The 25554-nt window shown below is 67.5% G+C and carries 29 protein-coding genes; 7 read left to right on the top strand and 22 right to left on the bottom strand.

The genetic code is table 11. The features are described from left to right. Nucleotides 1-7: 7 nt before the first annotated feature. The 6 genes from ABW16_RS19245 to infA all read right to left on the bottom strand — a co-directional run bounded on the left by ABW16_RS19245 (nucleotide 8) and on the right by infA (nucleotide 3113). Complete coding sequence (locus tag ABW16_RS19245; protein WP_047320788.1) at nucleotides 8-1051, bottom strand: DNA-directed RNA polymerase subunit alpha; 1044 nt, start codon at nucleotides 1049-1051, stop codon at nucleotides 8-10. Nucleotides 1052-1123: 72 nt separating this feature from the next. Next, entirely contained in the window at nucleotides 1124-1729 is a 606-nt protein-coding gene (gene rpsD, locus ABW16_RS19240; RefSeq protein ID WP_046284771.1) for a 30S ribosomal protein S4, read from the bottom strand. Nucleotides 1730-1754: 25 nt separating this feature from the next. Continuing rightward, complete coding sequence (gene rpsK / locus ABW16_RS19235; protein WP_046189661.1) at nucleotides 1755-2165, bottom strand: 30S ribosomal protein S11; 411 nt, start codon at nucleotides 2163-2165, stop codon at nucleotides 1755-1757. A gap of 5 nt (nucleotides 2166-2170) precedes the next feature. Continuing rightward, nucleotides 2171-2545, bottom strand: a complete 375-nt coding sequence (gene rpsM, locus ABW16_RS19230) for a 30S ribosomal protein S13 (RefSeq protein WP_046318640.1) — start codon at nucleotides 2543-2545, stop codon at nucleotides 2171-2173. A gap of 176 nt (nucleotides 2546-2721) precedes the next feature. Beyond that, nucleotides 2722-2835: a 50S ribosomal protein L36 gene (gene rpmJ, locus ABW16_RS24905; protein WP_003879483.1), complete on the bottom strand. Its 114-nt coding sequence runs from the start codon at nucleotides 2833-2835 to the stop codon at nucleotides 2722-2724. A gap of 56 nt (nucleotides 2836-2891) precedes the next feature. Next, complete coding sequence (infA, locus tag ABW16_RS19225; protein ID WP_003418601.1) at nucleotides 2892-3113, bottom strand: translation initiation factor IF-1; 222 nt, start codon at nucleotides 3111-3113, stop codon at nucleotides 2892-2894. 404 nt (nucleotides 3114-3517) lie between these two features. On the opposite strand from infA, the gene ABW16_RS19220 reads away from it, so the two are divergent. Genes ABW16_RS19220 through rfbC form a run of 5 tightly spaced genes read left to right on the top strand, consistent with a single transcriptional unit; the run spans nucleotide 3518 to nucleotide 8030 of the window. Further along, nucleotides 3518-4012, top strand: coding sequence for an NfeD family protein (locus ABW16_RS19220; protein ID WP_047320813.1), 495 nt, complete (start codon nucleotides 3518-3520; stop codon nucleotides 4010-4012). A 22-nt stretch (nucleotides 4013-4034) separates the two neighbouring features. Further along, nucleotides 4035-5525 carry a flotillin family protein gene (locus tag ABW16_RS19215; protein ID WP_047320787.1) on the top strand — a complete coding sequence of 497 codons (1491 nt, stop codon included), beginning with the start codon at nucleotides 4035-4037 and terminating at the stop codon, nucleotides 5523-5525. A 23-nt stretch (nucleotides 5526-5548) separates the two neighbouring features. Further along, a complete protein-coding gene (locus ABW16_RS19210; protein WP_047320786.1) occupies nucleotides 5549-6403 on the top strand; it encodes an LLM class F420-dependent oxidoreductase in 855 nt (284 codons plus the stop codon). A 36-nt stretch (nucleotides 6404-6439) separates the two neighbouring features. Next, entirely contained in the window at nucleotides 6440-7456 is a 1017-nt protein-coding gene (rfbB, locus tag ABW16_RS19205) for a dTDP-glucose 4,6-dehydratase (RefSeq protein ID WP_047320785.1), read from the top strand. A 1-nt stretch (nucleotide 7457) separates the two neighbouring features. Continuing rightward, nucleotides 7458-8030 (top strand): dTDP-4-dehydrorhamnose 3,5-epimerase, encoded by a 573-nt coding sequence (gene rfbC / locus ABW16_RS19200; protein ID WP_047320784.1) that lies wholly within the window; start codon nucleotides 7458-7460, stop codon nucleotides 8028-8030. Nucleotides 8031-8057: 27 nt separating this feature from the next. On the opposite strand, the gene ABW16_RS19195 is transcribed toward rfbC, so the two are convergent. From ABW16_RS19195 to ABW16_RS19120, 16 genes are all read right to left on the bottom strand, one after another. Then, nucleotides 8058-9503 (bottom strand): NAD-dependent succinate-semialdehyde dehydrogenase, encoded by a 1446-nt coding sequence (locus ABW16_RS19195; protein ID WP_047320783.1) that lies wholly within the window; start codon nucleotides 9501-9503, stop codon nucleotides 8058-8060. After that, on the bottom strand, nucleotides 9503-11020 hold the full coding sequence (locus ABW16_RS19190) for an aldehyde dehydrogenase family protein (protein ID WP_047320782.1): 1518 nt from the start codon (nucleotides 11018-11020) through the stop codon (nucleotides 9503-9505). Before ABW16_RS19190 ends, ABW16_RS19195 begins: the two co-directional genes overlap by 1 nt. Beyond that, a complete protein-coding gene (locus ABW16_RS19185) occupies nucleotides 11017-12411 on the bottom strand; it encodes a carotenoid oxygenase family protein (protein WP_047320781.1) in 1395 nt (464 codons plus the stop codon). The genes ABW16_RS19190 and ABW16_RS19185 overlap by 4 nt, the downstream gene beginning before the upstream one ends. Nucleotides 12412-12483: 72 nt before the next feature. After that, nucleotides 12484-12711, bottom strand: a complete 228-nt coding sequence (locus ABW16_RS19180; RefSeq protein WP_047320780.1) for a lipoyl domain-containing protein — start codon at nucleotides 12709-12711, stop codon at nucleotides 12484-12486. A gap of 10 nt (nucleotides 12712-12721) precedes the next feature. Further along, entirely contained in the window at nucleotides 12722-12907 is a 186-nt protein-coding gene (locus tag ABW16_RS19175; RefSeq protein WP_327083221.1) for a ferredoxin, read from the bottom strand. Nucleotides 12908-12924: 17 nt separating this feature from the next. Next, complete coding sequence (locus ABW16_RS19170; RefSeq protein ID WP_047320779.1) at nucleotides 12925-14070, bottom strand: thiolase family protein; 1146 nt, start codon at nucleotides 14068-14070, stop codon at nucleotides 12925-12927. Beyond that, the gene (locus tag ABW16_RS19165; RefSeq protein ID WP_047320778.1) at nucleotides 14070-14495 is read right to left on the bottom strand and encodes a Zn-ribbon domain-containing OB-fold protein; all 426 of its coding nucleotides are present in this window, start codon (nucleotides 14493-14495) and stop codon (nucleotides 14070-14072) included. Before ABW16_RS19165 ends, ABW16_RS19170 begins: the two co-directional genes overlap by 1 nt. Next, a complete protein-coding gene (locus tag ABW16_RS19160) occupies nucleotides 14492-14821 on the bottom strand; it encodes a 2Fe-2S iron-sulfur cluster-binding protein (RefSeq protein ID WP_047320777.1) in 330 nt (109 codons plus the stop codon). The genes ABW16_RS19165 and ABW16_RS19160 overlap by 4 nt, the downstream gene beginning before the upstream one ends. A gap of 1 nt (nucleotide 14822) precedes the next feature. After that, entirely contained in the window at nucleotides 14823-15818 is a 996-nt protein-coding gene (locus ABW16_RS19155; protein WP_082134214.1) for an acyl-CoA dehydrogenase family protein, read from the bottom strand. Then, nucleotides 15811-16788, bottom strand: coding sequence for an acyl-CoA dehydrogenase family protein (locus tag ABW16_RS27495; protein WP_047320776.1), 978 nt, complete (start codon nucleotides 16786-16788; stop codon nucleotides 15811-15813). Before ABW16_RS27495 ends, ABW16_RS19155 begins: the two co-directional genes overlap by 8 nt. Beyond that, complete coding sequence (locus ABW16_RS19145; RefSeq protein WP_047320775.1) at nucleotides 16788-18296, bottom strand: AMP-binding protein; 1509 nt, start codon at nucleotides 18294-18296, stop codon at nucleotides 16788-16790. Before ABW16_RS19145 ends, ABW16_RS27495 begins: the two co-directional genes overlap by 1 nt. Before the next feature lie 4 nt (nucleotides 18297-18300). Further along, nucleotides 18301-19311 (bottom strand): alpha-ketoacid dehydrogenase subunit beta, encoded by a 1011-nt coding sequence (locus tag ABW16_RS19140; protein WP_109519675.1) that lies wholly within the window; start codon nucleotides 19309-19311, stop codon nucleotides 18301-18303. Continuing rightward, complete coding sequence (locus ABW16_RS19135) at nucleotides 19308-20300, bottom strand: thiamine pyrophosphate-dependent dehydrogenase E1 component subunit alpha (protein WP_052957003.1); 993 nt, start codon at nucleotides 20298-20300, stop codon at nucleotides 19308-19310. The genes ABW16_RS19140 and ABW16_RS19135 overlap by 4 nt, the downstream gene beginning before the upstream one ends. Nucleotides 20301-20402: 102 nt before the next feature. Beyond that, nucleotides 20403-21029, bottom strand: a complete 627-nt coding sequence (locus ABW16_RS19130; RefSeq protein WP_047320774.1) for a TetR/AcrR family transcriptional regulator — start codon at nucleotides 21027-21029, stop codon at nucleotides 20403-20405. 86 nt (nucleotides 21030-21115) lie between these two features. Beyond that, nucleotides 21116-22510: an aromatic ring-hydroxylating oxygenase subunit alpha gene (locus tag ABW16_RS19125; protein ID WP_047320773.1), complete on the bottom strand. Its 1395-nt coding sequence runs from the start codon at nucleotides 22508-22510 to the stop codon at nucleotides 21116-21118. Next, nucleotides 22507-23283, bottom strand: a complete 777-nt coding sequence (locus ABW16_RS19120) for an SDR family NAD(P)-dependent oxidoreductase (RefSeq protein WP_047320772.1) — start codon at nucleotides 23281-23283, stop codon at nucleotides 22507-22509. The genes ABW16_RS19125 and ABW16_RS19120 overlap by 4 nt, the downstream gene beginning before the upstream one ends. A gap of 122 nt (nucleotides 23284-23405) precedes the next feature. Here ABW16_RS19120 and ABW16_RS19115 point away from each other — a divergent pair, with 122 nt between their 5' ends. Both ABW16_RS19115 and ABW16_RS19110 read left to right on the top strand, forming a co-directional pair. After that, complete coding sequence (locus ABW16_RS19115; protein WP_131721526.1) at nucleotides 23406-24677, top strand: cytochrome P450; 1272 nt, start codon at nucleotides 23406-23408, stop codon at nucleotides 24675-24677. A gap of 11 nt (nucleotides 24678-24688) precedes the next feature. Next, a complete protein-coding gene (locus ABW16_RS19110; protein WP_047320770.1) occupies nucleotides 24689-25552 on the top strand; it encodes an MlaE family ABC transporter permease in 864 nt (287 codons plus the stop codon). The last annotated feature ends 2 nt before the right edge of the window (nucleotides 25553-25554 follow it).

The following is a 25554-nucleotide window of genomic DNA, read 5'->3' as shown; positions in this document are numbered from 1 at the left end:
AATTCGATTAAAGCTGCTCGGTTTCGGCGTAGTCCTGCTCGTCGTATCCGGCGTCGGCCGACCAGGTGCCGGTGGCAACGTCGTAACCCGCCACCTGCGAAGGGTCGAAGGTGGCCGGGCTGTCCTTGAGCGACAGGCCGAGCTGGTGCAGCTTGACCTTGACCTCGTCGATGGACTTCTGGCCGAAGTTGCGGATGTCGAGCAGGTCGGACTCGGTGCGAGCGACCAACTCCCCGACCGTGTGCACACCCTCACGCTTGAGGCAGTTGTAGGACCGCACGGTCAGGTCCAGGTCGTCGATCGGCAGCGCGAACGACGCGATGTGGTCCGCCTCCGCCGGCGACGGCCCGATCTCGATGCCCTCGGCCTCCACGTTCAGTTCCCGCGCGAGCCCGAACAGCTCAACCAGGGTCTTACCGGCCGAGGCCAGCGCGTCCCGCGGGGTGATGGAGTTCTTGGTCTCGACGTCCAGCACCAGCTTGTCGAAGTCGGTGCGCTGCTCGACACGGGTCGCCTCGACCTTGTAGGTCACCTTGAGCACCGGCGAGTAGATCGAGTCGACCGGGATGCGGCCGATCTCGGCGCCCGACACCTTGTTCTGCACGGCCGGGACGTAACCGCGGCCGCGCTCGACGATCAGCTCGACCTCGAGCTTGCCCTTGTCGTTCAGGGTGGCGATGTGCATGTCGGGGTTGTGCACCGTCACGCCGGCCGGCGGCACGATGTCACCGGCGGTGACCGCACCCGGGCCCTGCTTGCGCAGGTACATGGTGACCGGCTCGTCCTCCTCGGACGAGACCACCAGGCCCTTGAGGTTCAAGATGATGTCGGTGACATCCTCCTTGACGCCGGGGACCGTGGTGAACTCGTGCAGCACACCGTCGATGCGGATGCTGGTGACCGCCGCGCCGGGGATCGACGACAGCAGGGTGCGACGAAGCGAGTTGCCCAGGGTGTAACCGAATCCCGGCTCCAGCGGTTCGATGACGAACTGCGACCGGTTGTCGGCCACGACCTCTTCGGACAGGGTCGGACGCTGCGAGATCAGCATGGTGTTCTTTCTCCTTCTGGCACCCGCTATTTGATGCCGGTTGGGGGACTCGGGGTGGGACCCCGAGCTGTGTTACTTCGAGTAGAACTCGACGATCAGCTGCTCGGTGAGCGGCACGTCGATCTGTGCGCGCTCGGGCAGCTGGTGGACCAGGATGCGCTGACGCTCCCCGACCACCTGCAGCCAGCCCGGGATCGGGCGGTCGCCGGCGACCTCACGGGAGATCTGGAACGGCACCGTGTTGATCGACTTGTCCTTGACGTCGATGATGTCGTACTGCGACACCTGGTAGCTGGGCACGTCGACCTTCACACCGTTGACGGTGAAGTGGCCGTGGCTGACCAGCTGACGGGCCATCCGACGGGTGCGGGCCAGACCGGCGCGGTAAACCACGTTGTCCAGCCGGCTCTCCAGGATGCGCAGCAGCTCCTCGCCGGTCTTGCCGCCACGACGGACGGCTTCCTCGTAGTAGCGACGGAACTGCTTCTCCATCACGCCGTAGGTGAAGCGCGCCTTCTGCTTCTCCTGCAGCTGCAGCCGGTATTCGCTTTCCTTGATCCGCGCGCGACCGTGCTGGCCGGGCGGGTAGGGCCGCTTTTCGAATGCCTGGTCGCCGCCGACGAGGTCAACGCCCAGCCGGCGGGACTTGCGGGTGGCGGGTCCGGTGTAACGAGCCATCTTTGCTAATCCTCCCTAGACCTGGCTATACCCTGCGCCGCTTGGGCGGACGGCAGCCGTTGTGCGGCTGCGGCGTGACGTCAGAAATCGCACCGACCTCCAGGCCGGCGGCCTGCAGCGAACGGATCGCGGTCTCGCGGCCCGAACCCGGGCCCTTCACGAACACGTCGACCTTCTTCACGCCGTGCTCCTGCGCCTTGCGGGCCGCGTTCTCGGCGGCCAGCTGCGCGGCGAACGGGGTGGACTTACGCGAGCCCTTGAAGCCCACGTGGCCCGACGACGCCCATGCGATCACGTTGCCCTGCGGGTCGGTGATCGTCACGATCGTGTTGTTGAAGGTGCTCTTGATGTGAGCGGCACCATGCGGGATGTTCTTCTTTTCCCGCCGCCGGGTCTTCTGACCCTTCTTGGGGCCGGTCGCTTTCTTCGGTGGCATGACGATTACCTGGCCTTCTTCTTACCGGCGATGGTGCGCTTCGGGCCCTTACGGGTGCGCGCGTTGGTCTTGGTCCGCTGGCCGCGCACCGGCAGACCGCGACGGTGCCGCAGACCCTGGTAGCAGCCGATCTCAATCTTGCGACGGATGTCGGCCTGCACCTCGCGGCGCAGGTCGCCCTCAACCTTCAGGTTGCGCTCGATGTAGTCACGCAACTGGGTGAGCTGGTCGTCGGTCAGGTCCTTGCTGCGCTGGTCCTTGTCGATACCGGTCGCGGCCAGGATTTCGCCTGCGCGAGTACGGCCGATGCCGTAAATGTAGGTCAGCGCGATCTCCATGCGCTTATCGCGCGGCAGGTCGACGCCCACAAGTCGAGCCATGGGGGCATGCCCCTTTCATCTTCGTTACGGAGGTTGTGATCCCAGCCCGTTCCCGGCTAAAAGCTCCGGGGCCCGGCCTCCGATCCGGGCGTGTGTGAGCGGCCTATCCGCTCACTGGTACTGGGAGGTCTGCATTCAGTTGTGGCTGGTGCCCGGCTGCGCCGGGCCGGCGGCTGCTAGCCCTGGCGCTGCTTGTGGCGCGGGTCCGAGCAGATCACCATGACCCGGCCATGCCGACGGATCACCCTGCACTTGTCGCAGATCGGCTTGACGCTGGGGTTCACCTTCACGGCTGCTGTGGTCCTGTTCTAATCGCTGGTTGACGTACTTCGACGGCGGTCGGGAGCTACTTGTACCGGTAGACGATGCGTCCCCGGGACAGGTCATAGGGAGACAACTCCACGACCACCCGGTCTTCGGGCAGGATCCGGATGTAGTGCTGCCGCATCTTGCCACTGATGTGGGCGAGCACCTTGTGACCGTTCTCCAGCTCAATGCGAAACATCGCATTGGGCAGGGGTTCGACCACTCGACCCTCGACCTCGATTGCACCGTCTTTTTTGGCCATTACTCTCCGGCGATCCTCCGTGTCTGACTTACTTGTCGCGTGTGCATGCGCCCGCCACAGCGCAGCATCGACTACGACTGCAAAACGTGGGCCGGTGACAGGAAATTCCAGGTAGAACCCCAAGAATCTCAGACTGGGCACGCAAGAGTCGACGACGGACGCCGCACCGTCGACCTACGATACCCGCATCCGGCCCCCACGCCAAAAACGCGGGTTCATGCGGCGCTCCCAGCTGCGCCTCTCCTCCGTCGAGGCTCGCTAAAACGCCGGGTTCATGCGGCGCTCCCAGCTGCGCCTCTCCTCCGTCGAGCCTCGCTAAAGCGCCGGGTTCATGCGCGACAGCGGCATGCGAGGATGGCCCTGACAATCGGTGAAGTGGCGCCGTTCGATCTACAGGAGGCGTGGTGACGGTTGTGTACCTGGCGGCATTCGCCGTCGGTGCGATCGCACTGCTCACGGCCTTGCTGCTGACCGATATCGGGCACGATGGGATGCCGTTCCTGAGCCTCACCGGAATGTCCGCCGCCCTGGTCGGAACGGGTGCCGGCGGGTTGGTGGGGACTTGGGCCGGGTTCGGCGCCCTGCCCGCGGGTGCGCTGGGGCTCGGCACTGGAGTCACGCTGGCCTTCATCCTGCACGGCGTTGTGCTGCCCTACCTGCGGCGACAGGAATCCAACTCCCAGCACGGGCGGTCGGCCTACATCGGCCTGTTGGGCACGGTGACGATCGACGTGCCGCCCGGCGGGTGGGGCGAAGTCGCGTTCGTCGACCCCGACGGTAACCGGGTCCGGTCCCGGGCGATCAGCCCGGAACCGCAGACTCTTGCCAAAGCCACCCGCGTCTACATCGCCGATGTCGACGCCGATTACCTGCACGTCGTCGCAGTACCCGCTCAGTAACTCAGCCGGAGAGGCAGTAATCGTGTCGCTTGTCTTGATCGTGACCATCAGCACCATCGCAGCACTGCTGTTGCTGGTCGTGGTGCCGATGATCTACGTCCAGAACTACATCAAGGTCCCGCCGAACGAGGTCGCGGTGTTCACCGGGCGCGGCCAGCCGAAGGTGGTGCGTGGCGGGGCCAGGTTCCGGATGCCGGGTATCGAACGGGTCGACATCATGTCGCTGGAGCCGTTCAACGTCAGCATCAACCTGCAGAACGCGCTGTCCAACAACGGGGTGCCGGTCAACGTGGAGGCAGTCGGTCTGGTCCGGATCGGCTCGGCCGACGAAGCCGTGCAGACCGCGGTGCAGCGCTTTCTGACGTCGAATCTCGACGAGCTACAGCGCCAGATCAATGACATCCTGGCCGGGAGCCTGCGCGGCATCACCGCGACGATGACCGTTGAGGATCTCAACTCCAACCGCGACACGCTGGCCCGCAGCGTGGTCGAGGAAGCCGGCACCGACCTGGCCCGCATCGGCATGGAAGTCGACGTCCTCAAGATCGCCGGCATCTCCGACCGCAACGGCTATCTCGAATCGCTGGGTCAGCGCCGCATCGCCGAGGTGAAACGCGACGCCACGGTCGGTACCGCCGAAGCCGAGCGGGACGCCCAGATCCAGTCGGCCAAGGCCCGTCAGGCGGGGGCGGTCGCCCAGGCCGAAGCCGACACCGCGATCGCCACCGCCAATCAGAAGCGCGACGTCGAGCTGGCCCGGCTGCGTGCCCAGACCGAGGCCGAGAACGCCCAGGCCGACCAGGCCGGTCCGCTGGCGCACGCTCGCGCCGAGAAGGACGTCGGGATCGCCGTCGAGCAGGCCGAGGCCGCCCGGGTGCAGGCCCGCATTGAGGTGGAGCAGCGTCGCGCCGAGCAGGCCCAGGCCGCGCTGCAGGCCGACGTGATCGCCCCCGCCGAGGCGCAGCGGCAGGCCGATGTGGCCCGTGCCGAGGGGCAGCGCCAGGCCGCGATCCTGGCGGCTCAGGCCCAGGCGGAGGCGGCCCGACAGGCCGGTGAAGCCCAAGCCGACGCGCGCAAGGCGGCCGCCGAGGCGCTGCGGGTGGAGCGCCAGGCCGAGGCCGACGGCGCCAAAGCGAGTCTGGTCGCCGAGGCCGAGGGCACCAAGGCCAAGCTGCTTGCCGAAGCCGAGGGTAAGAAGGAGATCGCCAACGCCCTCAACAGCTACACCGCGGAGGCGGCCCGCATGCTGATGCTCCCCGACGTGTTGGCCTCGGTGGTTGCGGCCACCCAGGCCGCGGCCGCGCCGCTGTCGGACATCGAGCGGCTGTCGATCGTCGGCGGTGCCGGCGATGCCCAGGATGCGATCGGCGGTCTGCTGGGTATCAGTCCGTTGGGCATTGCCAAGGTGCTGGAGACGCTGAAGGCATCCGGGGTGGACGTGGCGGCCATGCTGCGCCCCAAGGCCACCGAACCCCCACCGGTCGACAACTCGTATCCGCAGCGCAGCGAGTAACTACCAGGAGCACAGGAGTCACGATGTCGGACACGTTCGCACTCAAACCCGACCTGGGCCGCTACGCGGTGTGGACCTTCGGATCCCCCACCCCTGAGCAGGCCGCCGAGATCGAGCGGCTGGGCTACGGCGCGATCTGGGTGGGCGGCTCGCCGGCCGCCGACCTGGCGTTCGTCGAGCCGCTGCTGGCGGCGACCTCGACCCTGCAGGTGGCCACCGGGATCGTCAACATCTGGTCGGCGCCGGCCGGGCAGGTCGCCGAGTCCTACCACCGTATCGAAGCCGCCTACCCGGATCGGTTCCTGCTCGGCATCGGCGTCGGCCACTCCGAGGCCACCGCCGAGTACCGCAGCCCCTACCGCGCCCTGACCGACTACCTGGACGCACTCGACGAGGCCTCGGTCCCGACCAGCCGCCGGGTGCTGGCCGCACTGGGTCCCAAGGTGCTGCAGTTGGCGGCGGAGCGCAGCGCCGGTGCGCACCCCTACCTGACCACTCCCGAGCACACCGCGAGCGCGCGCGAGCTGGTCGGACCGTCGGTGTTCCTGGCGCCCGAACACAAGGTGGTTCTCTCCACGGATGCCACCGCGGCCCGCGAGATCGGACGTGAGGCGGTCGGCTTCTACCTGCGGCTGTCCAACTACGTCAACAACTGGCGCCGACTGGGCTTTTCCGACCGCGACGTGCGCGCGCCGGGCAGTGACCGGCTGATCGACGCGGTCGTGGCACACGGCACCGCCGACGAGATCGCCGCCCGCCTGGGCGAGCACTTAGACGCCGGCGCGGATCAGGTGACGATCCAGGTGCTGGGCGGCTGGAAGAACCTGCTGCCGACGCTGACGGAGCTGGCCGGTCCGCTGGGGTTGACGCCGCGTTAGCCGATGGCAGCGAACCGGCACCGATAGGGTTGCCCCATGCATCTGCTGGTCACTGGTGGCGCCGGGTTCATCGGCGCCAACTTCGTGCACAGCACGCTGGCGCAGCGCCCCGGCACCGCGATCACCGTGCTGGACGCGTTGACCTACGCCGGCAGCCGCGAATCGCTGGCCGGCTTGGATTCCCAGGCTGGCCGGTTCCGGTTGGTGCAGGGCGACATCACCGATGCTGCGCTGGTCGGCCGGCTGATCGCCGAGCTGGATCCCGAGACCGACGCGGTGGTGCACTTCGCCGCCGAAACCCACGTGGACAACGCGCTGGCCGACCCGGAGCCGTTCCTGCGATCCAACGTGATCGGCACCTTCACCGTGCTGGAGGCGGTGCGCGCCCATGGGGTACGACTGCACCACGTCTCCACTGACGAGGTGTACGGCGACTTGGCCCTCGACGACCCGCGCCGGTTCACCGAGACGACGCCGTACCACCCCTCCAGCCCGTACTCATCGACCAAGGCCGCCGCCGATCTACTGGTGCACTCCTGGGTGCGCTCTTACGGGGTACGCGCGACGATCTCGAACTGCTCCAACAACTACGGGCCGTATCAGCACGTGGAGAAGTTCATCCCACGCCAGATCACCAACCTGCTCACCGGTCGCCGGGCCAAGCTGTACGGCAGCGGCGCCAACGTCCGCGACTGGATCCACGTCGACGACCACAACAGCGCCGTCTGGCAGATCATGACCGGCGGCCATATCGGGCGCACCTACCTGATCGGCGCCGACGGGGAGCGCGACAACCGCAGTGTGCTGCAGACCATTCTGCGGCTGATGGACCACGACCCCGATGACTTCGACCACGTCGCCGACCGCCCCGGTCATGATTTGCGGTATGCGATCGACCCGTCTGCGCTGCGTGACGAACTGGGCTGGAAGCCGGAGCACACCGACTTCGAGGCCGGCCTTCGCGAGACCATTGACTGGTACCGCGCCAACGAATCCTGGTGGGCCCCACTGAAAGAGGCCGCCGAAGCGCGTTACGCGACGCTGGGACGCTGACATGGACGCGCGCGAACTGACCATCCCGGGGGCGTGGGAGCTCACCCCGACTCAGCACACCGATTCCCGCGGGGTCTTCTTCGAGTGGTTCACCGACCGCGAGTTCACCGCGTTCGCCGGGCACCGTTTCGACCTGCGTCAGGCCAACTGCTCGGTGTCGGGCGCCGGCGTGCTGCGCGGCCTGCACTTCGCCCAGCTGCCGCCTGGGCAGGCCAAATACGTGACCTGCGTGTCGGGTTCGGTCTTCGACGTGGTCGTCGACATCCGGGTCGGTTCCCCGACCTACGGGCGCTGGGACGCGGTGCTGCTGGACGGCCGGGATCGCCGGTCGATATATCTCGCCGCCGGGCTGGCGCATGGATTCCTTGCACTGCAAGACAATTCGACGGTGATGTATCTGTGTTCAGCGGAGTACGACCCCCAACGCGAGCACACCATCTGTGCCACCGACCCGGCGATCAATATCGACTGGCCCGACGAGCACCCGCTGGTGCTCTCCGAGCGGGATGCGGCTGCGCCGTCGCTGGCCGAAGTCCGGGAAGCCGGGTTACTGCCCAGCTGGGATCAACGGTAAGCACGGCTGTCCGTCCGGCAGAGCCGTTCAGGCCAGGGCGATGTATTTGGTTTCGAGATATTCCTCGATTCCTTCCGCGCCGCCTTCTCTGCCCAGCCCGGATTCCTTGATGCCGCCGAAGGGCGCCGCGGCATCGGAGATGACGCCGCGGTTGACGCCGACCATTCCGGACTCGACCTGTTCGGCCACCCGCAGCGCTCGATCCAGGTCACGGGTGTAGATGTAGGCGGCCAGCCCGTATTCGGTGGCATTCGCCGCGGCGACCCCGGCGGTTTCGCCGTCGAATCCGGCGATCGCCGCCACCGGACCGAACACCTCCTCGGTGAGCAGCCTGGCATCGGAAGGGATTTCGGACAGCACGGTCGGGGGGTAGAAATAGCCCCGCCCCGGCTCGGGCCGCCCACCCAACAGCAGGGCCGCCCCCTTGCCGACCGCGTCGTCGACCAGTTCGCCGACCTTGCTGCACTGCCGTTCGTTGATCAGCGGTCCGACGTCGACGCCGGGGCGCGTCCCGTCTCCGACGTTCAGCTTCGCCATTCGGGCGGTGAGTTTCTCGGTGAATTCGTCGCGCACCGCGTTGTCGACGTGAATGCGGTTGGCCGCGGTACAGGCCTCGCCACCGTTGCGCATCTTCGCCGCCAGAGCTCCTTCGACCGCGGCGTCGATATCCGCGTCGGCGAACACCACGAACGGGGCGTTGCCGCCGAGTTCCATCGAGGTGCGCAGCACCTTGCCGGCGGCCTGCGCCAGCAGGCTCTTACCCACCGCGGTGGATCCGGTGAAAGTCAGCTTGCGCAGTCGCCGGTCGGCCAACAGCGGCGCGGTCAGCGCCGCCGCATCCATGGTGGGCAGCACCGACAGCACCCCGTCGGGCAGGCCTGCCTCAGCCAGCACTGACCCGAGGAACAGCATGGTCAACGGGGTATCGGGTGCGGGTTTGACGATCGCGGTACAGCCCGCGGCCACCGCCGCGGCGATCTTTCGGGTTCCCATCGCCAGCGGGAAATTCCACGGGGTGATCGCCAACGTCGGCCCGACCGGCTGCTTGGTCACCAGGATCCGGCCGTTGCCCGACGGGGCGGCACTGTAGCGGCCGTTGATCCGCACCGCCTCCTCACTGAACCAGCGCAGGAACTCCGCACCGTAGCTGACCTCGGCATGGCTCTCCGCCAACGGTTTACCCATTTCCAGCGTGACCAGCAGCGCGAACCGGTCACGGTGGTGCTCGACGAGTTCGTATGCCCGGCGAAGGATCTCGGCTCGCTGCCGAGGTGGCGTAGCCGACCAGTCAGCTTGAGTAGCAGCAGCGAGGTCCATGGCTTGCGCCGCGTCGTCGGGCCCGGCGTCGGCGACCTCGAGCAGGATCTCTTCGGTCGCCGGGTTGTGCACCGCGAAACGGCGTCCGCTGGCCGCCGGCTTCTCGTGCCCACCGAGCAGCAGCTCAGCGGGCACCCACGTCAATGCGGAGTCCATCAAGATCCTCTCGTCGCGAAAAACCTGCGCCGGCCCCGCCCATCGAAGACCCGCATCAGCGTCGTCACCAGGCGGGATCGGAGCTTGGACGCGGGGTACCACAGTGGTTCGCGCTTCAACACCGGACCGCGGGGCACCAGAATCGCTTGCTGGCGACAGTATTTGCGGATTCCCGCTGGACCGCCGAAGCGGGCGCCCATCCCGGAGTTCTTCCAACCGCCCATCGGCACGGCGAAGTTGACCAGATTGGCGAATGCATCGTTGATGTTGACCGCGCCGACTTCCAGACGGCGCGCCACCCGTTCACCCCGCCGCCTTTCGCCGCACCAGACCGTGGCCGAGAGGCCGTAGTCGGAATCGTTGGCCAACCGGACCGCCTCGTCCTCGTCGGCGACCTTGATCACCGGCAACAGCGGCCCGAAGGTCTCTTCGGTCATACAGGTCATCGAGTGATCAACGTCGACGAGAACAGTGGGCTCGAAGAACGCACCGGCCCCGGTGGCCTTGCCGCCGATCAGGATTCGCGCGCCGCGCGAAACGGCGTCGTCGACGTGCCGGGTCACGATGTCGCACTGCGCCGGTGTCGCCATGGCGCCGATGTCGAAGCGGAACCCGCGGTCGTCGTGGCCTTGCCGGAGTGCCCGGACCTGGTCGAGCAGACTGGCCACGAACTGGTCGTAGACCGGTGCCTCGACGTAGACCCGCTCCACTGAGATGCATACCTGCCCGGAGTTGAACAGCCCCCCGTAGACGATGCCCGCGGCCGTCCGGTCGATGTCGGCGTCGGCCAGCACGATAGCCGGATCCTTGCCCCCCAGTTCCAGGCTGCAGGGTTTCAGAGCCTCACCGCACGCGGCGGCGATCGCCCGCCCGGTCGCGGTGGAGCCGGTGAATTGCACATAGTCGACCGCGTCGACGACTGCGCGCCCGGTTTCGATACCGCCGGTCAGCACCTGCAGCACGGGAGGGGCGCCGATCTCCGCCCAGCCGCGGGCCAACTCGCACGCGCTGAGCGGAGTCACCTCCGACGGCTTCACCAAGACCGCGGCGCCGGCCATCAGCGCCGCGAACGCGTCGAAGCACGGGTTGAGCAACGGCAGATTCCATGGCGTGATGATGCCGACCACCGAGTAGGGCTGGTATCGGGTCACCAACCGCTTCGTCAGCCCGATCGGGCTGTGCGGCCTCGGCCGTTCCTCGGCAAGGAATCCGCCGGCATGCCGCGCCCAGTATTTGGCCAGATCGATCGCCGCCGGCACTTCGATCTCCGCGTCGAACCGCGTCTTCCCGGTCTCCGACTGCACCAGGTCGGTCAACCGGGCGGAGTTGTCCATCAACCAATCCAGCAGCCGCAACAGCCATTCCGCGCGAGCAGCGGTGCCAAGGTCCTCCCATTCCGGCTGCCGTCCGCGTAGCTGCCGAACGGTGTCGGCGACGACGGCGGGTGGGTGGTCGTGGACCTGGCCCACCACCAGACCGTCGGCGGGGTTGCGGACTTCGATCGTGGGTGTCGTCACGGCTCTCCCAGGGCCTGCCGGTACAGCGGACTGTCGGCACTGTAGTAATTGCAGTGGAATCCGCTCGGGATGCGGAACGGAATGCGCACCCGCGTCAGCGGCCCCGCCGCGAGGTTCTGGGCGTCGAAGACCACCAGCTCGGTCTCGGCGGCACCGGCCTGGTGGACCAGTGTCACGGCGTAGCCGTCAGATTCGTCGCGGCCTCCGATGCGCGGGGCGAAGATGAGCTCTCCCGCGGCGGCACCGTCACCGAAGTGGTAAAAGTCCTCGGCGCCGGTCTGGGTGTCGACTCGCAGCACCGCGTCCATACCGTCGGCGCGACCGTCAATCGAGTGCAGGTTGCTGTTGGCGAACACGTTTCGGCTCGGGCGGGTCATCATCCGGTCGTCCGGTCGGGGGAATTGGATGTCGTGGTCGCTGAGTATCTGCTCGGCCACCACGTCGGTGCTGGCGGCCGGGTCGATCGTCCAACGGCGCAGGCTCTGCTGGGTTTCGGCGTGCGAGCGGCGGTTGCCGTGAATGTCGGGGAACAGCGCGGTCCCTTCGGCGGCGGCCACATCGGCGACGATACGGCCGTCCTCGTCCCACACGTTGGCCTGATGCATCATGTGCCGCGGCGCGGCTTCGAACCAGCGGACGTCGGCAGCGGACCCACTGCGCGGCATGACGCCGAGTTTGGTCGGCCGGTCGGGGTCCCAGGCCACCATCGGACCGCCGGACATCGCCCGCTCCACGCTGATATCCAATGGTGTCACCGGAAATACCACGTGGTGTTCGGTGACGAAGAAGGTGTGCATCAATGTCTGGTGCGGTATCGGTATCACTTCGTAGCGCAGCAGTTCCCCGTCGGAACCCACGACTTCGTAGTGGATTTCCGGCACGGCGCCCGGGCGATACGGGACCGACCCGATGTTGATCAGTTCACCGGTGGCGTAGTCGACGGTCGGATGCGCCGAGAAGGTGGTGGTGATGACCCCGCCGTAGTGTTCCTCGCCGATGGTGTCCAGGGTGCGTGGTTCCAGCCGGACCGGCGGCGCGCCCTCCATCAGCGCCAAGAGCTTTCCGCCGTGCAGGATGATGTTGGTGTTGGCCGTGTTGTACCGGGTGCCGCGGGCGAGCGGGTCGGTGGTCGCCGGGTTGTCGAGCACCCCGAACAGTCGCCGTCCGTGTTTGAGTTCCAGCTCCAGCTTTTCGGTGCGCACCCAACGGCTGCGCAGCGATACCCGGCCGTCTTCGATGAAGAACGCGTAGACCATGCCGTCGCCGTCGAACCAGTGGTAGTCCTCGGCAGTCGGCGGGTACAGCGGTTCGGCGCCGTTGCGATAGAACACCCCGGCGAGATCTTCCGGCAGGTCACCTTCGACGAACAGGTCCGGCGCTGTCACTTCCATTCGATTGGGCTGGTGATGCCCGGTGAGAAAAGGACTTTCGCGAAAGCGCGGGCTAGCCACTGGTGCCTCCGTTCATTCGATGGTGCCCAGTTGAGTGCCTACTGGGTAGGTTTCGTCAGCCTCAACGGCACCGTGTCGCAGGATACCGGCGCACGGTGCGGGTATGTCGGTCTCCACCTTGTCGGTACCCACGGTGTAGAGGTCTTCGCCTTCGCCCACGTGGTGACCGTCGGGCACCAGCCAACCCATAAAGATGCCCTCGGTCATCGTGACGTCCAGTTTGGGCATTCGGATATCCATCGCAACCTTCCTAGTCGGTGAGCCGCAACGCCTGGCTCGGGCAGGACGCCACCGCGTCGGCCACCGCATCGCGGTGATCGTCGGAGATCTCGTCGACAAGCACGTGTGAGACGCCGTCGTCGCCGATGGCGAAGACGTCCGGGGCTTTCATCTCGCATATTCCGTGACCGACGCAGCGGTCTTGGTCGACAAGCACTTTCACGGTTCCTCCGATCACCGGGTCAGGACGGTGCAGGCGCTCAGCCCCGGCGCGCCGTAAACGTGGGAGAACGCCACCCGGGGCGTTCCGCCGACCTGACGACCGCCCGCCGCGCCGCGCAGCTGGAGTACGTTCTCGTGGATCTGGCGCAGCCCCGACGCGCCGATCGGCTCGCCGTTGGCCAGGCAGCCGCCGTCGGTGTTGATCGGCAGCCGGCCGGTGAGTTCGGTGGCGCCCGCGTCAATGAGGTCGGTCTGCGCGCCGTGTTCGCACAGGCCCGTCTCGGCCAGGTGGATGAGCTCCGCCCCGGCGTCGGTGTCCTGCAGCTGGGCCAGGTCGACCTCGCCGGGACCGATACCGGCCGCCGCGAACGCCGCTGCTGCCGCATCCACACTCGGACTAACACCGCGGCGCACCGACAGCGACGGGCTGAGCACCTCGAAAGATCCGGGCCGCCGGGTCCGCACGGCCGCGCCCGCGATGTACACCGGATCGGCGCGATACTGCTTGGCGCGGTCGGCCCGACACAGCACCAGAGCGGCGGCGCCGTCCCCGGGCGAGCAGAGCATGTACTGGCGCAGTGGGTCGGACAGCATCATCGACTCACGCACGTCGGCCTCGGTCAGCGGCTTGCGCCGCCAGGCGTTCGGGTTCAGCGCCCCGTTGCGGAACGCCTTGCTCGCTACTGTTTCCAGCAGCCGCGCGGGCAGCCCGTGCTCGTGCAGATAGCGCTGGATCTTCAACGCAAAGAACTGTGACGTCATGGCCAATCCGGTGGTGCCGTACCACCGCCCCAGGCCCAGTGCTTCCGGCCGGATCGCGAACGCGCCCCGCGGATGCGAGTCGAAACCGACGACCAGCGCCGTCTCGGCGGCCCCCGAACCGATCGCCTGCACCGCAGCGACCAGTGAACTGGTGCCGGTGGCGCAACCGTTGAGCACGTTGACGAACGGCACCCCGGTCAGTCCGAGATCGGCGACCAGAGTGTCCGCCGAACCGCCGTCCATGCTGCCGCCGACCGCGTAATCGATGTCACCCCAGGACATCGCGGCGTCGTCGAGCGCGGCGCGCACCGCACGCACGGCCTCCTTGCGGGCGGTGGTGTCGAGGTAGCGGCCGAACGGCCGACAGCCGATGCCGATGATGGCCACGGATGACATCAGCGTCCCTCCTTCTCGTCCGGTGTAAACGCGAACGTGGTTGCGGTGCCGGTTTCGGCCTGTACCTCGATCCCGGTGAGCCGCATCGGCATCCCGATACGCAGCCGGTCCGGATCGGATTCGGTGAGTCGGGTCTCGACGATGACCTCGCCGGGCAGTTCGACATAGCCCACACCGAAGGGCGTGAACTCGTCACCGGCTGGCAGATACGGCGGGCTGGGCGGCGGGAAGCGCTGAATGGTCCAGCTCCACAGCTCACCGCGGTCGGCCAGCCGGACCGGCTCGACCCGGCCGGCGCCGCAGCGCGGGCAGCTGTCCGCGCGCGGGAAGCTGATCTCCCCGCAGTCCGCACATCGCCCGCCGAGCAGCCGGACTTCGCCGTCGACGAGTTCCATGATCGCGGAGTCGATCGGTTCGGCGGTCATGCGCTGGGCTCCTGTCTGCGGGCACGCACCCCGCGCTTGCGGATGACGACGTCGCCATGGACGGCGGCCTGGCAAGCCAGCCGGACCTGGTCCCCGCGCCCGCCGTGATCACCGGAGATGCCGCGAACCGCACGGGATTCGGTCTCACTCGGCGGGGCCAGCCGATCCGGGTGTGCGAGAACCTCGACATGGCAGACCAGGCATTCGCCGTTACCGCCGCAGATCGTCGGCCAGCGGTAACCGGCGGCTTCGGCGGCGGCCATGATGGTCTGCCCGTCAGCGGCGCCGAATCGGACGCCGGACGGTTGGACGGTGACGGTGGCCATCTCAGCCCCGCCGCAGTTCGCGCCAGGGTCGGCCGCGGTCGAGGTCGGGCTCGCGCTCGAGTCCGAGTACCCGCTCGGCGATGATGTTGCGCTGAATCTCCGAGGTCCCACCGGCGACGGTGAGCCGGCGGCTGTCCAGCAGTCCGTAGGTCTCGGCCGGTTCCTCGTCGCCGTCCCAGCACGCGGCCGACGGCCCGGCCAGGTCGAAGGCCAGTTCGCTGATGCGCTGGGAGAGCTCGGATTGCAGCAGTTTGGTGATGGATCCTTTGGCGTCGCCGGTGTTGTGCAGTCGCAGGTTGGTCAGCGACAGTGCGCGTTCGGTGGCGATCAGCGAGGCCAGCCGGTCGGACAGCATCCCGTCCTGCCAGCCACCGCGGCGCCGGGCCAGCTCCACCACCGGGCCGATCTCCACCCCGCTGGCGGCCGACGACTCCGACAGGCCGGATCGTTCGGCGGTCAGGGTCGACATCGCCACCCGCCAGCCACCGTTCAGCGGTCCGAGCATGGCGTCGGCGGGCAGGGCGACGCCTTCCAAGAAGACTTCGCAGAAGTGTTCGCTGCCGGTCATCTGGCGCAACGGCCGCACCGTCACCCCCGCAGCCGCCAGGTCGACGACGAAGCAGGTGATGCCGGCGTTCTTCGGCTGGTCGACATCGGTGCGCGCCAACAGCATTCCGTACCGAGACAGGTCAGCGAAGGAGCTCCATACCTTCTGCCCGTCGACGATCCAGCCCCCGGCGCCGTCCGGTACCGCGCGGGTGGCCAGGCTGGCCAGGTCGGACCCGGCGCCCGGTTCGCTGAACAACTGGCACCACATGTCGTCACCGGAGACGATCCCGGGAAGGTACCGGCGGCGCTGCTCGTCGGTGCCCCATTCGATGACGGCCGGGCCGATCAGGGTGAGCGGTACGAAATGGTGCACCGGCAGATCGGCTTGGGCGCTGGCCGACTCATACCAGCGTCGAGCGGTGTCGGGGTCGAAGCTCTGGTCAGCCATCGGCACACTCCCCCGTGCCGATCAGCGCGGCCAGCCGGCGCCGGTGGTGTGCCGCGGTTCCGGTGAGAGCGGTCACCGCGTGGGCCCGGCGCAGGTAGCGGTGCGCCCAGTGCTCCCAGGTGATCGCGATTCCGCCGTGCAATTGAACGGCGGCCTTGGTCATCTCGACGGCGGTCTGCCGCGCGAGTGCGGCGGCCACGGCGAGGTCCAGCTCGGCCTGGGCAGTGCCGTCCGGGAACTGCCAGGCAGCGGCGTACACGGCGGAGCGAGTCAGCTCCACCTGGGCGAGCAGGTCGGCCAGCCGATGTTTGATGGCTTGGAACGATCCGATCGTTCTGCCGAATTGCACGCGCTGGCTGACATAGTCGACGGTGCCGTCCAGCGCCCGCTGCGCCACCCCGAGGAGCTCCGCGGAGAGCGCCAGGTCGCCGCGGCGGCGCATCGCGGTCACGGTTTCCGGCGAACAATCCAGCGGTGTTCCCACGTCGGTGCCGCGGCCCATGGTCCGAGACAGGTCCAAACCGGACAGGGCCCGCAGCTCTGTGCCGAGCACCAGTCCGCCGTCGGTCGCACCCACCACGACGGTGTCGTCGCTGAAATCCCAACAGTGATCGGAACGCTCGCCGTCGACCCGGGTCAGTGAGACCGCCGCCGATACCCCGCGCTCCCCGTTGCGCACTCGGTCGAATGCGGGCGCATTGGCCAGCGGGCCCACCACCGTCGCCGAGAGCAGCGGTCCGTCGAATAAGGCGGCCCCGGATTCTTCGGCCAGGATCGCCAATTCGACCGCCGATCCACCGTCGTTGAACAGCAGATCGTCCAGGCCGATCTCGGTGAGCAGGCGCTGCCACCGGAGTCCGCGCTCCAGATCTGCGGTAGCGGCGAAGTAGTCACGCAGCACACCGCGTAGCGCGTCGTGTTCGTCGGTGAATGCGAACATCCGCGCGGCGTCGAGCCCGGCCGCCGGCATCAGGAGCTCACCGCTTCGGACGCTCGGCGCGCAGCCAGGTAGCCGTCGCGCAGCTGACGCTTGTTGATCTTGCCCATCGCCGAGCGCAGCTCGAACTCCACCAGCTCCACCACGCTTGGACACTTGTAGTGCGACAACCGGGCCCGGCACCAGGCGACGAGCTCGGCGGGGTCGGTGCCGGGGTCGGCGACCACCAGCGCGCAGAGCTGTTCACCGAGATCGTCGTGCGGGATGCCGATCACCGCGACGTCGCGGACGCTCGCGTGGGTGCGCAGCACCTCCTCGGACTCGGCCGGATACAGGTTCACTCCGCCGCTGACCACCATGTCGGAGGCCCGATCGGTCAGATACAGATAGCCGTCGGCATCGAGGTAGCCGATCTCGCCGATCGCAAAGACCCCGTCAGCGACGTAGCTGCGCCGTGTCTTCTCCGGATCACCGTGGTAGCTGGGCCGGTGCCCGGTAGTCGATTCCACACAGACCAGACCGGATTCGCCGCTGGGCAACACGGTGCCGTCTTCGCTGCGGATGGTCACCTCGCAGCCGGGCAGCGCCCGCCCGACCGAACCGGGGTGAGCCAACCATTCGCCTGAGTCGATCATGGTGATGGTGCCCGCCTCGGTAGACCCGTATGCCTCGATGAACACCGGCCCGAACCAGTCGATCATCGCCCGTTTCACGTGCACCGGACACGCCGCGCCGGTATGAATGATGCTGCGCAAGCTGCTGACGTCGTAACGATCCCGAATACTCTTGGGCAGGGCCAGCATTCGTGAGAAATGGGTGGGCACCATCATCGATGACGCGATCCGGTGCGCGTCGATGGCGGCCAGCACCGCCTCCGCGTCGAACTTGGGCGCAATGACCAGCGTGGTGCCGACCATCAGGCCGCGCACGCCGGTGATCGGGCCGGTGTGGTGCATCGGCGCGACCACCAGATGCTTTCCGGCCGGACGGATCCGCGACGCTCTGATCTGCTCGACGTGGTCCACCATGGATGCACCACCCGGGAACATCTGCGGGGGAAGCTCCACACCCTTGGGCCGCCCGGTGGTGCCGGAGGTGTAGTAGAGCGGAGCCGCCGGTGTGATCGCGTCCGACGGCTCGGCGCCGGAATACGACGCCACAGCGCGGTCGAATTCGTCCCAGTCCACTACGGCGACGTCCAGATCCGCCTCACGCACGGTCGCCGCGGCGCGCGCACTGCACAGCACGGTGTGCACCGACGCGTCCCGCAGGATGTAGCCGACTTCGCCGGCGGCGAGGTGGTAGCTCACCGGCACCACTGACAGTCCCGCGTAGGTGGTCGCCAGGTGCGCCAGCGCGGTGTGCGCGCTGTTCTCGGCCATCACCGCAATCCGCTGTCCGGGTTCGACCCCCAGCGACAGCAGCCAGTGAACGGCCCGGTTGAGCAGCGAATTCAGTTGCGGCCACGTCCATGCGGCGACCCCATCGGTGAGGGCCACTCCGTCGTCGCGCTCGGCATGCTGCGCAATCCCGTAGACCAACCGGCTATCCCCTCAGCGCGGTCCGCGACCGGGCCAGCGTCGCCTTGGCGGCTGCGACGATCTGATCGGGGTGGGGCACGAACGCGTCCTCGAGAACTTTCGCGAACGGAATCGGGGTGTTGGCGCCGGCCACTCGCTGCACCGGGGAACCCAGCTCATCGAAGAGGTTCTCGGTGATGAGGCTGGCCAGCTCGGCGCCGAAGCCGCTGCGGCGCACCGCCTCATGGACGACGACGGCGTGCCGGGTGCGCCCGACCGACGCCAGGATGGTGTTCTCGTCCAACGGCACCAGGGACCGCAGATCGATCACCTCGGCGTCGATGGAGTCCTGCGCCAGCCGTTCGGCGGCGGCCAGCGCGTCGTGCACCTGCCGGCCGTAGCTGATCAGGGTGATGTCGCTGCCCGGCCGCACGGTGGCGGCACTGCCGAGTGGAACCAGGTGGTGGCCGGTCGGAACCGGTTGCGGTGGCCCGAAATACAGCAGGCTCTGCTCTACCACCACAACCGGGTCCGGGTCGAAGATGGCTGCGGTCAACAGTCCTTTGGCGTCGGCGGGGTTGCTGGGCACCACGACTTTCAGGCCGGGAATGTGGGTCAGCCAGGCTTCCAGCATCTCCGAATGCTGGGCGCCGAACTGCATTCCGGCACCGGCGGCGCAGCGGATGGTCAGCGGCACGGTCGTCTGCCCGCCGGACATGTAGCGCAGTTTGGCGGCGTGGTTGGAGAGCTGGTCCATGCAGACGGCGAGGAAGTCCATCAGCATGATCTCGGCGACCGGGCGCATCCCGCCGATCGCGGCGCCGATCGCCGCACCGACAATGGCCTGCTCGCTGATCGGCGTGGCCCGCACCCGATGAGCGCCGTACTTGGTGGACAACCCCACCTGCGTCTTGAACACCCCGCCGCTGGGGTCGGCGATGTCCTCACCGAGCAGGATCACCGACGGGTCGCGGCCCAGCGCGTCGTCAAGCGCGCTGCATACCGCCTGGAACCCCGACATCGGTTGCTCGCTCACGCCAGCGCCTCCTCGTACACGTCGGTCAGCCCTTCCGACAGCGGCGGTTCGGGACTGTCCAGGGCGAACTTCACCGCCGCCGCGATCTCGGACTTGGCGTCGGCCTCGATGGCCTCGACGTCGGCGGCGGTGAGCACGTCGTTGTCGATCAGCCATTCCCGGAAGGCCAGCACCGGGTCGGCGGCGCGCGCCTCGTCGAGCTCGCCGGGCTTCATGTATTCGTTGCCGTCGGACATCTGGTGGCCGTAGAACCGGAAGGTCATCGCCTCGATGAGGGTGGGACCTTCCCCGGCACGGGCTCGCTCGATGGCGCGCTTCGCCGCGGCGTACATCGCGATCGGGTCGTTGCCGTCCACCCGCACACCGGGCATGTTGTAGCTGGCGGCGCGGTCGGCGATCCGCTCCACACTGGTGCCGTCCTCGAACGAGGTGTGTTCGGCGTACCGGTTGTTCTGGCAGCAGAAGACCACCGGCAGTTTCCACAGGCCGGCCAGATTGCACGCCTCGTGGAAGGCCCCGATGTTGGTGGCGCCGTCACCGAAGTTGACCACCGTGACCCGGTCGCCGCCCTGCAGCTGCGCGGACAGGGCCAGCCCGGCGGCAATCGGCAGGCCGCCTCCCACGATGCCGGTGGTGACCATCAGCCCCGACGCCGGATGGGTGATGTGCATCGGTCCGCCTTTGCCCTTGCAGGTGCCGGTGGCCTTGCCCATGAACTCGGCCCACAGCTCCGGCATCGGCACGCCCTTGGCCAGGTGGTCATGCAGCCCGCGGTAGGTGGTGACCACGTAGTCGGTGGGCTTGAGCAGGGCGCCGATCGACGCCGGGATGATCTCTTGGCCGCGCGGTGAGTAGTACTGGGCGCTGACCTGCCCGGTGAGGATCAGCGAGCGGAATTTCTCGTCGCACAGTTTGATCCGGGTGGCGGTGGTGAAGATCCGCGTCAGCGTGGAGTTGTCCGGACCCGCGACGTTTTCGGAGGCGGCCACGGCGCTCCCCTCTATTAGTTGGTTCAATAATTAATTTGTAACACCGGTCACGATCCACTGTCAATGACCGTCAGAGGCGCGGTGGCGAGGCGGGGGTGGCAGCTACTCGCTGGCGCTCAGCAGCAGCGAATCGAAGAGTGCGGTCATGGCGTCCATCGCCGCGGCGTCGGTCGCTGCGGCGGCGTGCGCGAAGCCGTCGACGATGGCGCCGATCAGGTGGGCCACCGCAACGGGGTCGCGGTCGGCGGGAATCAGTCCATGGTCCTGTCCGTTTCGCACCGCCGCGGCGAGGGTCTCGGTCATCCGGACGGCCTGCTTGCCGAACGCCTCGGTGAGTTCGGGGTGACGACGGGCGTCGATCGGAGCGGTGGCCACGAAACCAGCCAGGGCGGGCGACTCGTGGTTGATCCGCATCGACTCCGCCAGCACCGACCGCAGCAGCCCGTGCACGGACTGCGGAGTGGCCATCGCCACCGCCGTCGAGCGGGCGATGATCTTGCCGTACACGTCCTCACAGACGGCGTCGAAAAGCTTGCTCTTGGTTCCGTAGTGGTAGTACACCGCACCGGCCGTGACCCCGGCCAACTCGGCGATGAGACTGTTGGTTGCCGGGCCGTAGCCGTGCTCGGCGAAACAACGGCACGCTGCATCGATCACCCGCTGCCGGGTGTCGCCGCTGTCCGCCCCGGCCGGACGCCCCGGGCCGGACTTCACCTTTGTGTCGCTCACCCGACCATCATGGCAAACTCCGACGCCGCCGAACGTCTCGCGTCAGCCGCAACACGCCGTTGCGGACGGATCTCGTCACGGACTTGCTACCGGTCCAAATACCGGTCGAGATCCTGATGGAAGGCACGGATTCTGACCTCCTGATAGTTGGCCAGCGTCACACCCGGTTTGGTCATCGACTTCAATCCGCGTTGCACCCAGCCCAGGTTGGTCAGGTCCTGGTTGAGCACCGCGCACAGTCCGCCCAACTCCGGTGCGGCGCTGAAATCTTCGTCGGGTCCCAACACGTGCGGCGGCGCCGCCTTCGGTTTCGGCACGCCCGCCGGCAGCGGAATCAGCATCATCACGTCGAACACGCAATGGTCCGGGTCGTTGCCGTACGGCCGGAACCGGTAGGTCAACGGTGCACCCACGCCGGCCCACGGGGCCAGGTTGGGGAACACGAAATACTCGATGGCGTCCAGGATCTCGCTGTCGCTGACCTGCGACACGTCGGCCCCGGTGGTCGCCGCCAGCTGGGCCCGCATCGCCTCGGCCACCACCGGGCGGGCCTCCTGGCCTTCCGGCACCGTGATGCTGCCGACGCCGTCGGGGTAGAAGTCGCGGAACATCGCCTCCAGCACGTCCTGGGGTTCCAGCGGCTCGCCCAGGTGCGGGCTGCTGGTGGCCTGGGCTGTGATCATCCGGTTGAACCCCGGCAATCCGTCGCCGCGCGGGTAGACGTCGTACTGGGTGTTGCAGTCGCCGAGGTACTCCAGCAACTGCGGATGCGTCGCGATCACGTGGTAGGACTCGATGAACGCCTCCAGTGCGACCTTCCAGTTGCAGTCGAGAACCTTGACGACATGCACGGCTTTGAAGCGATCCTGCAACCCGAACGGCTCCAGGTGCCGATCCGCCTCGCCGATGAAGTCGGCCAGTGGGACCGCGTCGCGGTCGGGGTTGACGAAGACGAATCCGGCCCAGGTCGCGGTCAGCGCTTCGGGCAGCCCGAATTTCGTGTCGTCGATGTGCGGGAAGTCCCAGCGGCAGGGCACGTCGGTCAGGGCGCCGTCCAGACTCCAGGTGAAACCGTGGAACGGGCAACGCAATTGGTTGGCGCGCCCGGAGTCGTCGCACAGCCGCCGCCCCCGGTGCAGGCACGCATTGTGATAGGCCTTGATCTCCCCAGCCGGGGTGCGGACCACGATCAGCGACATGTCGCCGATGTCGTAGACGACGTAGTCCCCGGGCTCGGGAATGTCTTCTTCCCGGCAGGCCATCTGCCATACCCGTTTCCAGAGCTTCTCCACCTCGCGGTAGTGGAACTCGCTGCTGGTGTAGCGCTGCGTGTCGATATCGTCGGAGCCCAGGAACTCGTAGTGCTCCTCGAGCAGCGGCTTGGGCACCTCCCGGGTGTCGGTCGCCAACAGCTCCTGCACGGTGGGACCAGGTGAACGCGCCGCACCCGGCGCCGGACGCCCCGCACTGGTTTCGGTCATAGCGCCTCCTTGCTCGTCAGGTACGAAACGACCGCGTCGCCGATGAAGGCCGAGCCGTTGATGGCCCAGCCGCCGTCGACGTAGAGAACCTGCCCGGTGATGTAGCCGGCTGCCGCCGATGCCAGGAACGCGACCGCGGCGGCGACATCGGACGGTTCGCCGATCCGCCCCAGTGGCATGGCGGCTCCGACGGCGTCGCGCAGCCCGGGGTCGCCGAACTCACCGGCGGTGCCCTCGGTCAAGACCAGACCCGGGCCGACAGCGTTGACCCGGATCCGGCGCGGCGCGTACTCCGACGCCATCTGCTTGGTCAGGGCGACGATCGCGGCCTTGGATGCCGGATAGATTCCGCGCCCCGCTCCCCCGACGTCGGCGAGCACCGAGGTGAGGTTCACGATGGCCCCGCCGCGGGGACTGAATTTCGGCGCCAGCGCGCGGGTGACCAACCAGGTACCGCGCACGTTGGTTCCGAGCACGTCGTCGACGTCGGCCGCAGTGCTGTCGTCCAGCGTCGCCGACCGCCAGATGCCGGCGTTGTTCACCAGCACGTCCACCGACTCGATCGCGACGGCCAACTCGGCGACCGAGCGTTCGTCGGACACGTCGCACGCTACCGCCCGCCCGCCGATGCCGTCGGCGGCCCGCTGCGCCGCGTCGCCGTCGACGTCGACCAGGACCACATCGGCTCCAGCGGCCGCCAGATGACGCGAAATCGCACGTCCGATGCCGTTTCCGGCGCCGGTTACCACTGCCTTCGGAGCTGCGTCCGCCACCCGTCCTCCACTTCCGCGCGCTGCCCGCTTGGCCCCCGCACGACGCTTGCGTATGACGCAGCTCACTATTATATTAGTGCACCAATTAGTCAAGAGCGTGATGCGAATGCCTGGAGGCGGCGTTGAGCGAGACAACCTCTGAACCGAAGACCTGCCCGGTGAACGACTTCGACCCCCTCGCACCGCAGACGTTGCAGTGCCCCTACCCGTGGTACGAGACGCTGCGCGACGAAGCACCGGTGCACTTCGTGGCCAGCCGGGGCATGTGGTTCGTCACCTCGCGCGAGTTGGTCGCCGAGGCACTGACCAATCACGAGGTGTTCTCGTCGAACTTCGGCGTACCGCAGCTTCCGGCACCGGAATCGGTGGCCGCCCAGGTCGCCGAGATCGAAGCCCAAGGCTGGCCGGCGGTGCCGACCCTGCTCACCGCCGACCCGCCGGAGCATCACTACTACCGACGGATGGTGGCCAAGGCCTTCACACCGCGGCTGATCGCCCAGCAGGAACCGGCGATCCGCCGGATCGCCACCGAGGTCGCCGACGCGCTGCCGGCCGGAGAACCGGTCGACTTCATCCCGGCGTTCGCCGCACCGTTGCCGCTGCGGATCATCGCGCACATCCTCAATGTTCCCGACGACCGGATCGGCGACTTCAAGCGGTGGTCAGATCAGTTCGCTCTCACTGTCGGGGCCGAACTCGACGACGTCGGTCGCCTCGAACAAGCGCGCAGCCTGCTGGAGTTCCAGCGTTACTTCGCCGCCGAACTCGACGATCGGCGGGCCAACCCCCGCGGCGATCTGATCACCGGCCTGGTCAACGCCCCCGATGCCTCCGACGGCGACGAACCGCTGAGCACCGCCGCCTGCCTGAGCATCATTCAGCAACTGCTGATCGCCGGCAACGAAACCACCACCAAGCTGTTGACCAGCACGATGCATATGGCAGCCCAATCACCCAAATGGTGGGACTGGTTGCGGGAGAACCCCACCGAGCGCGTCGAGGCGTTCACCGAAGAGGCACTGCGGTACGCCACGCCGGTTCAGAGCATGTTCCGGATCGCCACCGCCGAGACCACACTGGGCGGCTACACCATCCCGGCCGGTGCACTGGTGGTGCTGGCCTTCGGGTCGGCCAACCGCGACGAGGCCTGGTTCGACCGGGCCGACGAGTTCAATCCCGAACGGGACAACGCCAGGACGCACCTGGCGCTGGGTCACGGCATCCATGCCTGCCTGGGGGCCCCGCTGGTCCGACTCGAGGCGAGCATCGCATTCGGTGAGTTGGCCCGCCGTTTCAGCGCGATCAGGTCCGCCGAGGACAACGACTTCACCTACGAGCCCAGTTTCATGCTGCGCGGCTTCAAACGACTCTCCCTGATCTTCGATCAGGCCTGACGGGGCTGCGCATGACGGTGCAGGCTCCGGAAATCGATGACGCGCCGAACCCGGCAAGCCGGACGATCGGACGGTGGTCGAAGGGCTACCTCGCCCGGCATCCGGTGACGGCACTGCGCACTGTGGGCGGCCAATGCGTGCTGGCGGTACGCGCTGCGCAATACCTGGTCATCGATATCGCCCGCGGACGCTTCCCATTCACCGAATTCGTCGAGCAGGCCACCTTCATGGCGCGCACCGCGATTGTGCCGACGATGTTCGTCGCCATACCGCTGAGCGTCACGCTGGCCATCCAATTCAGCTTGCTGGCAGGACAACTCGGTGCGACGTCACTGGCCGGGGCGGCCAACGGCCTGGCCGTCATCCGGCAGGGCGCACCACTGGTGGCGGCCGTGCTGATGGCGGCCGCAGTCGGGTCGGCGACCGGCGCCGATCTGGGGTCCCGCGCGATCCGGGAAGAGACCGACGCCATGGAGGTCATGGGGGTGTCGGTGATCCGGCGGCTGGTGGTGCCGCGACTGGTGGCCAGCGTCCTGATCTCGGTCGCCCTCACCGGATTCACCTGTTTCATCGGATTCCTGGCCGGATACGCGTTCACCGTGATGCTGCAAGGCGGCACCCCGGGCAGCTACACGGCGACGTTCTCGTCCTTCGCGACCGTCGACGACCTAGTCCTGACGTTGCTCAAAGCGGTGGTGTTCGGTGTCATCGTCGCGATCATCTCCAGCTACAAGGGACTGGACACCCGGGGCGGTCCGGCCGGTGTGGCGAATTCGGTGAACGCCGCAGTGGTGCAATCGATCCTGCTGCTGCTCTTGACCAACGTCCTGATGAGCCAGATGTATCTGGTGCTGTTCCCGAAAACCAGCTTCTGACC

It is taken from the genome of Mycolicibacter heraklionensis (genome assembly GCF_001021505.1).
GTDB classification, from domain to species: Bacteria; Actinomycetota; Actinomycetes; order Mycobacteriales; family Mycobacteriaceae; genus Mycobacterium; species Mycobacterium heraklionense.
Note: the sequence above shows the minus strand (reverse complement) of the source record. Positions and strands in the feature narration are given on the sequence as shown.

Excerpts from the sequence above, each read along its gene's own strand:
- ABW16_RS27495 (WP_047320776.1), bottom strand. The coding sequence starts at position 16,788 with ATGCCGGCGGCCGGGCTCGACGCCGCGCGGATGTTCGCATTCACCGAC.
- ABW16_RS19245 (WP_047320788.1), bottom strand. The coding sequence starts at position 1,051 with ATGCTGATCTCGCAGCGTCCGACCCTGTCCGAAGAGGTCGTGGCCGAC.
- ABW16_RS19195 (WP_047320783.1), bottom strand. The coding sequence starts at position 9,503 with ATGGACTCCGCATTGACGTGGGTGCCCGCTGAGCTGCTGCTCGGTGGG.
- rpsK (WP_046189661.1), bottom strand. The coding sequence starts at position 2,165 with ATGCCACCGAAGAAAGCGACCGGCCCCAAGAAGGGTCAGAAGACCCGG.
- rpsM (WP_046318640.1), bottom strand. The coding sequence starts at position 2,545 with ATGGCTCGACTTGTGGGCGTCGACCTGCCGCGCGATAAGCGCATGGAG.
- ABW16_RS19170 (WP_047320779.1), bottom strand. The coding sequence starts at position 14,070 with ATGTCATCCGTGGCCATCATCGGCATCGGCTGTCGGCCGTTCGGCCGC.
- ABW16_RS19185 (WP_047320781.1), bottom strand. The coding sequence starts at position 12,411 with ATGGAAGTGACAGCGCCGGACCTGTTCGTCGAAGGTGACCTGCCGGAA.
- ABW16_RS19165 (WP_047320778.1), bottom strand. The coding sequence starts at position 14,495 with ATGACCGCCGAACCGATCGACTCCGCGATCATGGAACTCGTCGACGGC.
- ABW16_RS19155 (WP_082134214.1), bottom strand. The coding sequence starts at position 15,818 with ATGGCTGACCAGAGCTTCGACCCCGACACCGCTCGACGCTGGTATGAG.
- rpsD (WP_046284771.1), bottom strand. The coding sequence starts at position 1,729 with ATGGCTCGTTACACCGGACCCGCCACCCGCAAGTCCCGCCGGCTGGGC.
- infA (WP_003418601.1), bottom strand. The coding sequence starts at position 3,113 with ATGGCCAAAAAAGACGGTGCAATCGAGGTCGAGGGTCGAGTGGTCGAA.
- ABW16_RS19125 (WP_047320773.1), bottom strand. The coding sequence starts at position 22,510 with ATGACCGAAACCAGTGCGGGGCGTCCGGCGCCGGGTGCGGCGCGTTCA.
- ABW16_RS19210 (WP_047320786.1), top strand. The coding sequence starts at position 5,549 with ATGTCGGACACGTTCGCACTCAAACCCGACCTGGGCCGCTACGCGGTG.
- ABW16_RS19160 (WP_047320777.1), bottom strand. The coding sequence starts at position 14,821 with ATGGCCACCGTCACCGTCCAACCGTCCGGCGTCCGATTCGGCGCCGCT.
- rfbB (WP_047320785.1), top strand. The coding sequence starts at position 6,440 with ATGCATCTGCTGGTCACTGGTGGCGCCGGGTTCATCGGCGCCAACTTC.
- rfbC (WP_047320784.1), top strand. The coding sequence starts at position 7,458 with ATGGACGCGCGCGAACTGACCATCCCGGGGGCGTGGGAGCTCACCCCG.
- ABW16_RS19110 (WP_047320770.1), top strand. The coding sequence starts at position 24,689 with ATGACGGTGCAGGCTCCGGAAATCGATGACGCGCCGAACCCGGCAAGC.
- ABW16_RS19180 (WP_047320780.1), bottom strand. The coding sequence starts at position 12,711 with ATGGATATCCGAATGCCCAAACTGGACGTCACGATGACCGAGGGCATC.